A 13,909-nucleotide genomic window follows, 5' to 3' on the forward strand; every position below is an offset into this window, starting at 1 on the left:
TCTCGACAGCCTGCCTGGCCGTGCAGTTCGGCGCCAACTCCAGGTCACAGTTCCTGCAACGCAGCGACAGGGAGTTCGCCCGAGCCTCGGACGACCAGGTGGGTGGGGACGGTGATGGTGCGGGCGCGGGTGCGGTCGCCGTCGAGTCGGGTCAGCGCGGTGGTCGCGGCCGCCCTGCCGAGTTCTTCCGCGTCCTGGGCGACGACGGTCAGGGCCGGCTCGAGTGCCTCGGCGAGCGAGACGTCGTCGAAGGCGACGACGGCGACGTCCTTGCGCTTGCTGCGGGCCAGTTCGGCGACGATGCCCAGCGCCATGATGTTGTTGCCGGCGAACAGCGCTGTGGGGGGATCGGCCAGGCCGAGGAGTTGGGCGGTCGCGGCCTTGGCTCCTTGCTGGTTGTGGGCGTTGGCGAGGAGCGAGCGGTCGTCGGGGATGTCGGCTTCCTGGAGTGCCGAGCGGTAGCCGGCCAGACGTTCACGGCGGGTGTACAGCTTCACGGGCAGGTCGGCGACGAAGCCGATGCGCCGGTGTCCGTGGGCGATGAGGTGGGCGACGCCGTCGTGGGCGCCGGCCCGGTTGGAACTGACGATGCTGTCGGTGGCGAGGCCGACTCCGGGTCGGTCCAGGAAGATCACGGGCAGCCCCGCCGTACGGTGGGACTTGAGGTGGGAGTGGTCGGCGCCGACGGACGGTACGACGATCAGGATGCTGACGCGGCGGGCGAGGAACTTGTCCGTCAGGGCGCGTTCGCGCTCGGGGTCGTCCGCGGAGGAGCCCATGAGGAGGGTCAGTCCGCGTTCGCGGACGGTGTCCTCGATGGCGCGGGCCACGGCTCCGAAGAAGGGGTTGGCGAGGTCGGGAATGACCAGGCCGATGGTGGTGTCCGGGCCGCCGATGCGGATGTTGCGGGCCATGAGGTTCGGCTGGAAGCCGAGCTTGGCCACTGCGGCGAGTACCTGTTCCCTGGTCTGCGCGGAGGCGGGTCCGTCCTCGTTGAGGACTCGGGAGACCGTCTTGGCGCTGACGCCGACTTCTCGGGCGACGTCGGCCAGGGTGGGGCGGCGGTTCGCTGCCATGGAGGAAACCGTCTCCTGAGGGCTCTCGCTTCCGGCCGCGGCCTCGGCCGGAAGATGCGAGAGCTGGGTAGTGCTGTCAGGTGGCCCGGACTCCGGCGGCCTTCGCGGCCTCCGAATCCGCTACGACAGTATCTCCGGTTTCGTCGACGGTGAGGGCGCCGGTCATGATGGCGACGACCTCGGCCATGGAGTAGTCGGAGGGCTTGATCACGGCAGCGCGCCGGCCGAGGCGGTGGACGTGGATCCGGTCGGCGATCTCGAAGACGTGGGGCATGTTGTGACTGATCAGGACGACCGGCATGCCCTTGTCGCGGACCCGGCGGATGAGGTCGAGGACCTGGCCGGACTCCTTGACGCCGAGGGCTGCGGTGGGTTCGTCCATGACGACGACGGAGCGGGCCCAGGCGACGGAACGGGCGACCGCGACGGCCTGCCGCTGTCCGCCGGAGAGCGTCTCCACCGACTGCGTCAGCGAGCGCAGGCCGATCTTCAGGTCGGCCATGTGCTCGGCGGCCTCCTGGCGCATGCGCTTCTTGTCCAGCATGCGGAAGACACTGCCGAGGACGCCGGGGCGGCGCAGCTCGCGCCCGAGGAACATGTTCGAGGCGATGTCCATGGAGGCGGCCACGGCGAGGTCCTGATAGACCGTCTCGATGCCGTGGGCGCGTGCGCTCTGCGGGCCGGAGAAGGTGATGGGCTCGCCGTTGAGTCGTATCTCGCCCGCATCGGGGGTCACCGCGCCGGTGAGGGCCTTGATCAGGCTGGTCTTGCCGGCGCCGTTGTCGCCGATGACGGCGAGGACCTCACCGGGGAGCAGGTCGAAGTCGGCGCCGTCGATGGCGGTGACCTGGCCGTACCGCTTGACCAGACCACGGGCCTGCAGTACGGGCGTGGGGGAGGAGGTGACGGTCATCAGGCCTTCTTCCGGGAGAGCTGGTCGACGGTCACCGCGAGGATCACCAGGACTCCGGTGATCAGGGTCTGGTAGATGGAGGCGACGCCCATCAGCTGGAGGCCGTTGCGGAACACGCCGACGATGAGGACGCCGATGAAGGTGCCCAGGACCGAGCCGCGTCCGCCGAAGAGGCTGGTGCCGCCGAGGACCACAGCGGTGATGCTGTCGAGGTTGTCGGTCTGCCCGGCCTGCGGGTCGCCGACTCCGGTGCGGGAGATGAGCAGCAGGGCGGCGATGCCGTACAGCAGGCCGGCCACGGTGTAGATGCCGATGGTCAGGCGGGAGGTGCGGATGCCGTTGAGCCGGGCGGCCTCGGCGCTGTTGCCCAGGGCGTAGACGTGCCGCCCCCAGCCGGTGCTGCTCAGCGCGTAGGCGAGGAGCAGGAACAGGGCGATGGTGACCAGGGAGCCGTAGGTGATGTCGGTGTGGCCGAGCGGGAAGGTCTCGCCGAGGGCCGTCAGCGGGCCGGGCAGGTTGGTGACCGTCTGCTCCGCGGAGTAGATGTGGGTCAGCGCGAACGCCACGTTGAGCATGCCAAGGGTGACGATGAATGGCGGCAGCGGGATCTTCTGCACCAGCAACCCGTTGAGCAGACCGAACCCGCCGCAGACCACCAGGCCCAGGGCGACGGCGAGGAGCGGGGGCAGGGAGCCCTCGGCGGCCATCTTGGCGATCACGATGCTGCCGAACGCCATCACGGCCCCGCACGACAGGTCGATCCCCGCCGTGAGGATGATCAGGGTCTGCCCGATGGCGAGGGTGCCCACGACCATGACCTGCTGCACGATCAGCGAGAAGTTCCCGCCGGTCAGGAACTGGTCGGTCGAGAAGGAGAAGAAGGCGCAGGCCAGGAGGAGGGCGGCCAGGGGTCCGGTGGTCGGCGCCGTGAGCAGTCTGCGGGCTGTGGTCGGTGCTTTGAGCTCCGAGTAGGGCGTTGGCGTGGCTGTCATGCGAAGTCCTTGGTGGAAGACAGATGTCCTTGTGGCCGGCAGCGAGGGCGAAACCCTCGCTGCCGGGACAGGGGGCGGTCGGCCTGGGCGGGGAGTGGGGCCGACCGCCCCGCTGAGGGGAGTGGCGTGGGTGGGGCGGCTCAGCCCCAGCAGTTCTCCAGGCCGTAGCCGGTGTCCTTCGACGTGGCCCCGTCCTGCGCCTTGTCGGTGATCAGCGTGACGCCGGTGTCGGTGTAACCGGATGCCTTCTTGCCGTCCTTGGCGTACGTCACGACGGCCTTGACGCCCTCGGCGGCCATCTTCAGGGGGTACTGCTGGGACGTGGCGGCGATCTTGCCGTCCTTGACGGCCTGGGTCCCAGTGCAGCCGCCGTCGACGGACACGATCAGGACGTCCTTCTCCCGGCCCTTCGCCTTGAGCGCGGTGTAGGCGCCCAGGGCAGCCGGTTCGTTGATGGTGTAGACGACGTTGATGCCGGGTGCCTTCTGCAGGCAGTTCTCCATCGCGGTCTGTCCCTTGGCCTGGTCGCCACCGGTGTCCTGGGAACAGACAACGGCCGGGTTCTTCTCGCCGATGCCGAAGCCCGTCAGGAAGCCGTTGTGCCGCTGGACTCCGACGGAGACACCCGGCGCCAGGTCGAGGGTGGCTATCTTCGCCGTCTTGCCCTTCATGGCGGCCTTGGCGTACTCGCCGATCAGTTCGCCGGCCTTGAGGTTGTCGGTGGCGAAGAGCGCGTCGACCGCGTTTTGCGGGTCGGTCGGGGTGTCGAGGGCGATCACCAGGACGCCCTTGGCGCGGGCCTTCTGGATGGCGGGCACGATCGCCTTGGAGTCGCTCGGGGTGATCAGGATGCCCTTCACGCCGGAGGCGACCATGTTCTCGATGGCTGTGACCTGACCGGCGTTGTCCCCGTCGAACTTGCCTGCCGCGGTGGACAACTGGGCGCCGTTCTCCTTGGCGGCCTTCTCCGCACCCTCCTTCATCTTCACGAAGAACGGGTTGGTGTCGGTCTTGGTGATCAGGCCGACCTTAACGCTGCCCGAGCCGGAGCTCGTGGAGCCGGAGCCGGACCCGCAGGCCGCCAGGGTGAGGGCCGCAACGCCGGTGACCGCGGCGGCTCTGAGGAGGGAGGAAGACAGACGAGTGGTGCGAGACACGATCGACTCCAGTGGGATAGCGAGAGGCACGGGGATGGGATCAGAGCAGGCCGCCTGGGTGTCATCGTTGACTTATGTCATCGTTGACACTGCCTGGCGAGGATGATGGACTGCGGATCCCGGCAACGTCAATGCCTTCCGCTCGTCATAATTCGGCAACGTCCGCGCCTGTCGCCTCCGCGCAGTCGGTCGGCCGCCGTGCCGCCGCACGGCCCCCTTCCCGGTCTTGAACCGTTCCGAGAGAGAGCAGCAGCCCATGAGCCCGCGTCAGATCACCGTTCTGGGAGAGTGCGTCGCGGACGCCTTCGCCGAACCGGCAAACGCCTCGAACGAGCTCGCCCTGCGGGTGCTGCCTGGCGGCGGACCCGCGAATACGGCGGTGGCCCTGGCCCGGCTGGACACGCCGGCCCGCTTCCTCGCACGCCTGTCCGGCGATGTGTTCGGCCGCCTGTTCCGCGCCCACCTGGAGGCGTCCGGCGTCGACCTGTCGTACGCCGTCGCCGCCGCCGAGCCCAGCACGCTGGCCGTGGCGGAGCTGGACGCCACCGGGCAGGCCGCGTTCTCGTTCCACGCGCAGAACACGGCCGACTGGCAGTGGACTCCAGGGGAACTGGCAAGGGTGGATCTGTCCGAAACAGCCTGTGTGCACACCGGGTCGCTGGCGCTGGTCCGTGAGCCCGGCGGAGCGGCGGTGGAGGAGTTCCTGGCGGCTGCTGTTCCGCGGGCCACCATCAGCATCGATCCCAACGTCCGGCCGCTGCTGGTGCGCCCCGAGGTCTACCGCGCCCGGCTGGCGCATTGGTGCGCTCTCGCCGACATCCTGCGGCTGAGCGAGGACGACCTGGAACTCCTCCTGCCGGGCACTCCGCCTGAGCAGGCGTGCGACATCTGGCATGCGGCGGGGGTACGGCTCGTCGTGATCACGCTCGGCGCCGACGGCGCCTTGGCCTCGCTCGACGGTGAACGGCTGCGGGTGCCCGCGGTGGCCACGCGGGTCGTCGACACGGTCGGCGCGGGGGACTCCTTCACCGCCGGCCTGCTGCACCACCTCGGCGCCCGCGGACTCCTCGGTGGCCGGCTGGCCGATCTCGGTCTCGACGAGGTCGCGGAAGCCTGCCGGTTCGGCACCCGGGTCGCGGCCCTGACCTGCTCGGTCGCCGGTCCCAATCCCCCGTGGCGGAACCAGTTGGCGCAGCTTGCGGCCGCCGGCGGCGCCTGACGGGCGGGCGGGCCGCGCCGGGCAGTTCCGCCCCAACCCTTGACGCGTCTGCCGGATTCCGTACATCATCGGGCCACTTGATGTCAACGATGACACAAGTCAACGATGACACCCCCGGTTCGGCCGCCTGGACGACGACGCCGACCAGGGCGTCACGTTTCGGTCGGTCCACGCACGAGCCGCAGGCTCCGCCCAGTGGACGGCCACAGCACAGGAGACACCATGAGCTCTGGACGTGTATCCCGGCACGCTCTCGGGCACCCAGGCCCAGCTCGTCTCCCAGGAGACGTCCGTCAACTTGATCGTCGACGGCAAGGTCGTCCGCAGCGCCACCAGCTCCAACAGCGAGACCTGGACCGGGCCTCCTTCGACATGCGCTCCTACGCCGGCAAGGAGGCGCAGATCCAGATCGTCGACATGAACACCGCCGGCTGGGGCCACCTCCTCGCCGACCGGTTCACCGCCACCGACACGGCCGCGAAGTCCGTCGTGCAGCGCGCCGACTGGGCCAACTACGGCAAGGACTACTACACGGCGGTGTCCTGGGAGAACGCGCCGGGCGGCAAGCGGTACATGATCGGCTGGATGAACAACTGGGACTACAGCGGGGTCATCCCCACGTCACCTTGGCGCGGCGCGCAGAGCATCCTCGGGGAGATGGCCCTGCGTACGGTCGACGGCAGCATCCTGTTGACCAGCCGGCCCGTGAACAGGGTGTGGTCCCTGTGGCAGCCGCACGCGGTGACCGCGTCCGGCGTCACCGTCAAGAGTGCCTCCAAGACCCTGATCGGCCCCGCGGCGCAGGGCAAGGCTCTCGACATCGAGGCGACCCTCTCCCTCAAGGACGCCGAACGCTTCGGCCTGAAGGTGCGCACCGGCGCGAATGGCGAGGAGACCGTCATCGGCTACGACATCACGACTCAGGAGCTGTGTACGTCGACCGCACCCACTCCGGCGCCGTGGACTTCAGCAGCACCTTCCCCGGTGTCCGGACCGCGCTGAAGGCCGAGAACGGCTCGGTGAAGCTGGACAAGGCCGTCGTCTGGCACCTCGACTCCGCACACAAGTGACGCCCACGACTGACAAGGACACGAGACCGTGAAGAAAACCCTGCTCGCCGAGTTCACCGCCCGCGAGGGAGCACAGGACGAGGTCGCCCGTCTGATCGGCGACTACACCCTGAAGGTGCGCGAGGAAGAAGGCAACCTCGCCTTCGACGTCTACACCAAGGCAGCCGCCCCGCGCGCCTTCTGGATCTTCGAGGTGTACCGGGACGAGGACGCCTTCCAGGCGCACCTGAACGCCCCGTACGGCGGCCCTTTCAACGCCGCCCTCGTTCGGCTGATCGAAGAGGACGCCTCCGCGCTGACGTTCCTGAACCCGCTGGCCACGAATCCGTAACGAACCGTCGACAAAGGCCTCCACCGGGGCGTGGTCTCATCCCGTACTCACTTGCCGAAACGATTGGGCACCACTTGGGCAGGCGGACCCGCTGCTGCTCATGCTGAACACCGGCGGAGACCCGGAGCTGGAGCGCAAGGAGATCGAACTCCTGTTCCAGCGCCAGGTCGACGGGGTGCTGCACACGTCCATGTACCACCGGGTCGTGGAGTACCACCGGATCGTGGAGGTGCCGGAGCAGTTGCGCTCGGTCCCCACGGTGCTGCTCGATGCACGCGCGGACGACCTGTCCGTACCGTCGGTGGGACCCGACGAGGTGCAGGGTGGGGCGACGGCGGTGCGTGAACTGCTCCGCCACGGTTACCGCCGGATCGGCTTCATCAACAACGTCGACGACATCCCGGCCATCCACGGACGCCTGGAGGGATACCGGCAGGCCCTCGCGGAAGCCGGCGTCACCTTCGGTCCCCGGCTGGTGGCGGCCGAGACCGCCTCGACTGCCAGCGCGTACCGGGCGGCGCTCACGCTGCTCCGGGCGGCGGAACGACGCACTGCGTTGTTCTGCTTCGCCGACCGGATGGCGATGGGCGTCCACCACGCCGCCGCCGAACCGGGGCTGTCGATCCCTGCCGACCTGTCGTTCATCGGGTTCGACAACCAGGAACTGATTTTCGACGGCATGTTCCCCGGGCTGACCACCGTCGCCCTGCCGCACTACGAGATGGGGGCGCGGGATGTCGCACAGGTGCTCGCGCTCACGGGCACACCGGACCGGGAACCCGGTCCGGCCGCTCAGGAAATGCTGCCCTGCCCGCTGGTGGCCCGGGCATCGGTCGCTTCGCCGCCCCGACTCGTGCAGTCGCCGGTGTTGTGGGCGTGCCGCGTGATCGTTTCCTCTGGTGACGGGGTGTGCGGGCGTGTAGCGTCTGCGTCAGCTGTCGTGGTTCGGATTTCCCCTTTGCCCACGCCTTCGGCGTGGGCGTTTTGCTGTGCTGTGCCGCAGGGACCAGGGCGATCACCTCCGCTTTCCGCATGGTGTGGGAGGCGTTCATCGACTGGAAGGCATGAGACATGGCCACGGGAACTGTGAAGTGGTTCAACGCGGAGAAGGGCTTCGGATTCATCGCCCAGGACGGCGGCGGCCCGGATGTCTTCGCGCACTACTCGGCGATCAACTCCTCGGGCTTTCGTGAGCTTCAGGAGGGCCAGATCGTGACGTTCGACGTCACCCAGGGCCAGAAGGGTCCGCAGGCCGAGAACATCAACCCGGCCTGACCCTCCCCACCCTCGGCCGAGGGCTCCGTGCTTTGCGTGCAGGGCACGCCATGTAGCCCGTACGCCAACCCAGAACAGCGGATGCCTGGACTTGTCCGGCGCGTCGGCGGGATCTGTGATGCACGGGTCAGGGTCGCACAGCAGCTGCGCGGCCCTGACCTGTGTCGAGAGCGGTGTACCCGTGCCGATGGGCTGGCGTGCAGGGCAGCGCGTCCCGCCTCGACAGCAGTGGCGTGTGTGAGGGCTTCTGCGCGAGGAGTTCATCGGGCCGCCCGGCGGGGTGCCTCCGGTTGAGCTGGCCTGGCTGTGCGGTCACCGGGGTGGGTGTCCCCTTCCAGGTGGCGCCGGCGCACGGTGCTTTCTGTCTCGTGCGTCAGGCGTTCGGGAGAGGCCAGATGCTGCCACAGAGGGTCGGGGCAGGGGACGGTGGCGCCGCGGGCTGCCCATTCCTTGGCGAGCTGTGTGCACAGGGGTGTGCCCCGGTCCGGGGCTTTCTCGGGGGCTGGCGGGCGTGTGCGGGGTGCCTTCGGCGCGCTTGTCCGGGAGGAGGGCATCGGCTCTGCGTTTGCCGCTGCCCGCCTCTGCGCCGCGGCTGGAGGTCATCCAATGATCATCCGTCACATTCGTCAAAACGATTCGTCCACCCTCTGGGACACTTTTTCTCGTCTGCTGCGACGACCTCGGCCACTGTCTTCCCTCGGCGAGGTGCGACACCGCTGGGATGCCCGGCCGTAAACCGGTTGGTCTGTCTGGGGGATTGGGTGGTCTGGGAGGCACTCTCGCCCCGGGGTATTTTCCCAAGCACCCGCGGTCTGGCACCTGACCCTGCTCCGCCCGCGTCGTCGCGCCCAGCGGGATTGGGGGCGGAGGAGCAGGAGGCCAGTGCCCGCCGCACGCGGTTTTCGTAGGCGCGTCTGTGCAGGTCGGCGAAACGGATCTGGGGTTCCTCGAACAGGCAGGGCCGGGCGGGAAGGTAGGGGCCAGACTGTCCAGCAGCATGGGGAAGGCCTGGCCCTCCTGACGGTAGTACGGCTGTTCGCTGCCGGCCCCGGCCGGGCCGAGACGGAAAGCGTCGACGAAGGCCGCGACGAGCCGGGGCTCGGGAAGGAGGCCGGCACCGGGCCACCGGACGCCGGACAGGTACCGGTCCTCCTTGTCGGCGGTGTAGAGACACCAGCCGGACGTGCCCGCCCAGTGGAGCCCGCAGGCACCCCCGCCATGCTGATCCTGGAATGCCGGCGTGAACGAGATGCCGGCCTCCACATCGAGGTACTCACCGTCCGTGTCGCGTCAGGGACCGCAACTCTGAATCCCGGTCACCGGCAGACCTGCTTCCAGGAGGCGTTAGGCGACAGCAGCGGCATGGTGGGCCGCCCGCCTCGAGAGCTCAGCTGACACCTGGGGACTGGTTTCGCAAGCCACGGCTCGTCTCCGCTGTCGGTATCGGACGGTGACGCCGCCGTAGATTCCGCCGGGCCGGACAGGCGTCCGGCGCAGCGGGCGCGCGGCAGCCCGTACAGGCCTCGCGTCCACGGGGTACCGCGGCTGGTGATGGTACCGACCTGAACTCGGCGTGGCTCACACTGCTCTCCCTGTGCTGCCCCTCGGCGGAGCCCGGGGAGTGTCGTGGCGCTTAGAGCTCGATTACCTCCTCGCCGACCACACGGAAATCTATGCTGGCTGGAGTAGACATTGGGAGATCGTCTGGCTATGGTTTCTCTCGTAGCCGAGATCGGCAGGGCCCGGCAGACACGAACTGCCAGGTAGCAGTACATGTAGTTGCAGTGTGCAGGGCGGTGCGGTGGTGGAGTTTCGGAGCCAGGGTTGTTGCAGGACGGCGACGGGGCTGGCGACCGGACCGGGTGGCTCGCAGTGATCAGGGGCCGCCGTGAGCAGGACCGCAGTTGAAGTTGCAGTACCCGTTAGTGCAGTTAGCGGTATCCAGCAGTGAAGGTATGTGAGTGGTTCCTCGGTGAAGGCGTCGGCTGCGGGCGCGCGCGCCGGGAGGTTCGGCAGTGGGGTTCTAAGCCAGAGCAGACGCAGGACGGGCGACGGGGCTGGCTGCCGGAGAGTGGCGCTGTGACAGGTCACCGAGCAGGTCGCATCACCAGCAGTACGCGGTAGAGCAGTACCGGCAGTTAGTTGATCCCAGAGGGAAAGAACGGAGGGGCCGAGCGCCATCAGGATCGCCCGGGCGGAATGGCTGAGCCCGGGTACCGCAGGACATCGATAGTGAGGTGGTCTCCGGTCGAGCAACCGCGATCCCCGCGTCCCCGACAGCAATCTTGGTCGGGTCTGCGGAAACAGTAGGCCGGCGCAGTATCAGGGCCGGCAGATGGTGTAGCAGTTCCTTCGGGGCCCTGGCGCGAATAGCGCCGGGGCCCCTCCACGCGTTCCATGAGAGGTGCAAGTGACAGCAGACGACTCGTTCGGCCGGCTCGATGACGACGACTACCCCGCCTACACCATGGGCCGGGCCGCAGCGTTGCTCGGCACCACCCAGGGCTTTCTCCGCGCCCTCGGCGAAGCCCGCCTCATCACCCCGCTCCGCTCAGCGGGCGGCCATCGACGCTACTCCCGCTACCAACTGCGCATCGCCGCCCGCGCCCGCGAACTCGTCGACAACGGCACCCCCATCGAGGCCGCCTGCCGCATCATCATCCTCGAAGACCAACTCGAAGAAGCCCAGCGCATCAACGCCGAACACCGCCGGACGGCCGGACCGTCCGGTCCGCCCGTGTCCTGAGACGGTGCGTCCGGGTTCCGGCGGATCCCGCACACACATGTCAGGGTGTGACGCGCGGGTCGTTCTGTCCGGCGGCAGGGCGTTCGGACGGGCGGCAATCGCGAGCTCTACAGCGATGACGCTCTGCTTCGGCGACATCTTCCCGGTGACTCATCATGTGGAGTGTGTTGCCACCTCGGCCTCCCGAGGCGGCTGCTGACTCCCGTGCCCGACCTCGATACCCCAGGGACCGGAACCGGGGGCCGCGCTGCCGTGCTGTGGCTCAGGCGTCGATGATGATGGGGATGATGAGGGCCGCGTTTCGCCTTGACGGAAACGGAGATCGCGGCGGTGGCCGCTGCGGGCGGGTGGTGAGGTTCCTCCGGGAACCCGATCGGCCTGGGAACGGACTCCCGTCACCCGAATGGAGGACCTCCCGGCGTACATTTGGAGTAGATGAGGGCCTTTTTGCGTGTAATCGGAAAGGCAAGGCCATGACGGAGACGACGGACCGCATCACCCAATTGACGGATCGGGCGAAGCACGCACAAGAGCAGGTGCAGAGTGCCATCACCAAGAACCGGGAGCAGTTGTCAGCTGCGGTCGAACAGGCTCAACAGGAGGCGGAACAGCGGGCACAGGAACTCCGCGGTGAGGCAGCCGAACAGAAGGCCGCTGCCGCTGAGTCACTGGAAGAGGCAAGGAACAAATGGCAGGAGCATGTGGCGACGGCCAAGATCCGTTTCCAGGAGCGCAAGGCCGAGCATGACGTGAAGCGCGCCGAGCACAACGCGGAGGATGCTGAGGGCTATGCGTCGTTCGCGATCGACTACGCTGCCTCAGCGATCCTGGAGGCAGAATCCGCTTCATTGGAAGCGTTGCTGGCCCGTGCGGAGGCCGAAGCCCTGGCCAGCAGATAGGAACAACGGGGTGTGGCCTCGGGCCTCTTCCTGCTGAACGAGCCTGCTGTGCCCCTGTCTGCGCGCACCCGCAGATAGCCAGGATCCTGTGCGCACCGGCATGTACTGCGTGACCTCCGAGAGCGGCCGGGCCCCGCAGGCGGTGCGTGACCTGCAGGCTGCGGCCGACAGCGGACGGCATCCGCAACCCGGTCTCCTCACTGAGCGCCCTGATCGATGGCGTACCCACCCGTGTGGACCTCGGCTCGGTAGCCCGCAGGTCTTCGTCAATAACGTCTCATTCGGCCTGTACGCCGACGCTCTGCTGGGGTCTGGGTACCGGGAGGACAAGGCACGTACCCTCGCTGCGGTCGCACCCCCTTATTTCAAAGGAAGGCAATGCGTCGAGGCCGACGTGGACACCCCGCGGGGAGCCGTCCGACTCCTGCAAGTTGTGTTGGTCTCCAACAACCCGCACCACATCGCCACTCCGCGCTATCAGGGGCGCCGCTTCACGCTCACCTCAGGACTGCTCGGCGGCATCGTGCTCAAGCGCCCGACCGACACGCCGCCGGACCTCTTCCGGCACCTTCGCGGTGAGCGGCTGTGGCGGCAGTCCGATCCAGGTATGCCGGGTGATGCAGCCAGAACTCACACACCAGTCCCATGACCGGGGCGCCGTTGCCACGTAACCTCGACGCCCTGCGGAAGGCTGCGCGACCCGTGCGGAAGCGCCGTCGGCCCCGGCCCGCATGATCGGGGTCGGCGCTCTCGACACCCCGCTGGCCTTCTCCGCCAAGTGCCCTCGCACCTGCGTGAATGCTGTCCTGCCCGGGATGCGGGCGCTCGGCCGAGGCACGTTGCTGTTCGTCAACGGTGGCAGCGCCGTTCGCCCGCACCCTGAGTGGGTGGGGACCTCGGTCGCCTACGCGCACATGCTCCACGCCGCGCTCGCCGGGGAGAACATTCACGCAGCCCAGCTGATCATCCCGGGAGCGATCCGCCCCGGCGCCGAGCGCAGCAGCCCTGAGGTCCTGGCCCAGCGCTTGTACGCCATCCACACCGAGCGGACCGGGTTCCGGCACTACGCCGAGCCCATGCCCGACTGACCCCATGAACGCGGCCGCCCTCCGTTTCCTTGTCCGCGCCGTCCCGGCCACCGCTCTCCTGTTGACCGTAGTGGCATGCACCGACAAGCCAACCTCCCCGGCTGCGGCATCCTCCAGCCAGCAGGAGACGCCGACGGCCAAGGCACAGACCGCACCGTCCGACAGGAACACCGCCATGAACACCCAGCTCATCGACGGCCGCCCCGTCGACGCCACCTTGAACGACAGCGCGGCTGCCCGCGACTTCGCCGCCCTCCTCTCGCTCACCTCGACGTGGAGGACTTCCACCAGACGGAGCGGATCGCCTACCTGCCGCGCAAGCTGGATACCTCCGGCGCTCCGGACGCGGCCAAGCCCCGGACCGGTGACCTGCCCTACTACGCGCCCTGGGGCAACCTGGCCCTCTTCTACCGCGACGGCGACTCCCCCTCCACCGGCCTGGTCGTCCTCGGCCACGTCGACGACGGCGACAGCGACCGGCTCGCCACGGCCGACCGCATCACCATCGAGGCCGCCTCCTGACCCATCAGCCGCTTGCAAGGAGAGAAGCACACGTATGCCCTCTGCAGTCGGGTCCGCCCCCGGCAGACTGCCCTTCGTCGTCTGGGTGCTCGCCGCCGGTACGTTCCTCATGGGGACCACTGAGTTCGTCATCGCGGGCCTGTAGCGCAGGATGGCCGTGTAACCGTCCGTCACGTCACGGTCGCCGGGATCTCGGTGAAGCCCGCGTCGCCCAGGGGCGCGGCCCTCAGCAACAGCGCACCGGCCGTCATCTCGAAACCGTTCTCGGCACCCTGTCCCAAGCCTTCCCGGGCGCTGGTGGCCAGCAGCGCCCGGGAAGGCTGACCACTGGCGCGGTCGACAACAGCAGCGTTTGCACGCGTCCTTCGGCCAGCGCGTCGGACATCGCGGGAATCGATTCGATTCCCGTCTCCTGCCCACTCGCAGCGATGTACTGCTCGAAGGCGCGGACATGGGCGCACGCGTGCGCCGGGCAGTGGAACCACGCAGTGCGACCGCTACGTCGTCGGGAGGCATCGGCGTTCCCGGCAAGCGAAGAGGGTGCGGGATCTGTCAGCCTGGTCCTACGGCTTCCATCTGTCGGCCGAAGGCCGGCATCAGCGGTGAGAGTGGGTGCGGTGA

The 13,909-nt window shown here is 68.4% G+C and carries 11 protein-coding genes and 2 pseudogenes; 9 read left to right on the top strand and 4 right to left on the bottom strand.

The genetic code is table 11. From position 1 onward, the window contains the following. Positions 1-44: 44 nt before the first annotated feature. The 4 genes from OG410_RS34150 to OG410_RS34165 all read right to left on the bottom strand — a co-directional run bounded on the left by OG410_RS34150 (position 45) and on the right by OG410_RS34165 (position 4,138). On the bottom strand, positions 45-1,076 hold the full coding sequence (locus OG410_RS34150) for a LacI family DNA-binding transcriptional regulator (protein ID WP_329302635.1): 1,032 nt from the start codon (positions 1,074-1,076) through the stop codon (positions 45-47). A 76-nt stretch (positions 1,077-1,152) separates the two neighbouring features. Then, on the bottom strand, positions 1,153-1,989 hold the full coding sequence (locus OG410_RS34155; protein WP_266765073.1) for an ATP-binding cassette domain-containing protein: 837 nt from the start codon (positions 1,987-1,989) through the stop codon (positions 1,153-1,155). Then, entirely contained in the window at positions 1,989-2,981 is a 993-nt protein-coding gene (locus OG410_RS34160) for an ABC transporter permease (protein ID WP_329302636.1), read from the bottom strand. Before OG410_RS34160 ends, OG410_RS34155 begins: the two co-directional genes overlap by 1 nt. Before the next feature lie 140 nt (positions 2,982-3,121). Continuing rightward, entirely contained in the window at positions 3,122-4,138 is a 1,017-nt protein-coding gene (locus OG410_RS34165) for a sugar ABC transporter substrate-binding protein (RefSeq protein WP_329302637.1), read from the bottom strand. A gap of 256 nt (positions 4,139-4,394) precedes the next feature. On the opposite strand from OG410_RS34165, the gene OG410_RS34170 reads away from it, so the two are divergent. From OG410_RS34170 to OG410_RS34210, 9 genes and pseudogenes are all read left to right on the top strand, one after another. Then, on the top strand, positions 4,395-5,357 hold the full coding sequence (locus tag OG410_RS34170) for a carbohydrate kinase family protein (RefSeq protein ID WP_329302638.1): 963 nt from the start codon (positions 4,395-4,397) through the stop codon (positions 5,355-5,357). Positions 5,358-5,607: 250 nt separating this feature from the next. Continuing rightward, positions 5,608-6,427: pseudogene (locus tag OG410_RS34175) on the top strand (GH32 C-terminal domain-containing protein); the annotation flags it as partial. A 28-nt stretch (positions 6,428-6,455) separates the two neighbouring features. Then, the gene (locus OG410_RS34180) at positions 6,456-6,758 is read left to right on the top strand and encodes a putative quinol monooxygenase (protein WP_326784476.1); all 303 of its coding nucleotides are present in this window, start codon (positions 6,456-6,458) and stop codon (positions 6,756-6,758) included. Between the two features lie 100 nt (positions 6,759-6,858). After that, positions 6,859-7,848, top strand: coding sequence for a substrate-binding domain-containing protein (locus OG410_RS34185; RefSeq protein WP_329302639.1), 990 nt, complete (start codon positions 6,859-6,861; stop codon positions 7,846-7,848). Further along, positions 7,830-8,033, top strand: coding sequence for a cold-shock protein (locus OG410_RS34190; RefSeq protein WP_008734837.1), 204 nt, complete (start codon positions 7,830-7,832; stop codon positions 8,031-8,033). The genes OG410_RS34185 and OG410_RS34190 overlap by 19 nt, the downstream gene beginning before the upstream one ends. A gap of 2,410 nt (positions 8,034-10,443) precedes the next feature. After that, positions 10,444-10,779 (top strand): helix-turn-helix domain-containing protein, encoded by a 336-nt coding sequence (locus OG410_RS34195; protein ID WP_266764008.1) that lies wholly within the window; start codon positions 10,444-10,446, stop codon positions 10,777-10,779. A 473-nt stretch (positions 10,780-11,252) separates the two neighbouring features. Beyond that, positions 11,253-11,678, top strand: a complete 426-nt coding sequence (locus tag OG410_RS34200) for a hypothetical protein (protein WP_329302640.1) — start codon at positions 11,253-11,255, stop codon at positions 11,676-11,678. A gap of 749 nt (positions 11,679-12,427) precedes the next feature. Continuing rightward, positions 12,428-12,766, top strand: a pseudogene (locus tag OG410_RS34205) (SDR family NAD(P)-dependent oxidoreductase); the annotation flags it as partial. 273 nt (positions 12,767-13,039) lie between these two features. Then, positions 13,040-13,288, top strand: a complete 249-nt coding sequence (locus tag OG410_RS34210; RefSeq protein WP_329302641.1) for a cyclophilin-like fold protein — start codon at positions 13,040-13,042, stop codon at positions 13,286-13,288. Positions 13,289-13,909 lie beyond the last annotated feature (621 nt).

The sequence above is a fragment of the Streptomyces sp. NBC_00659 genome (genome assembly GCF_036226925.1).
In the GTDB taxonomy this organism is placed as follows: Bacteria; Actinomycetota; Actinomycetes; order Streptomycetales; family Streptomycetaceae; genus Streptomyces.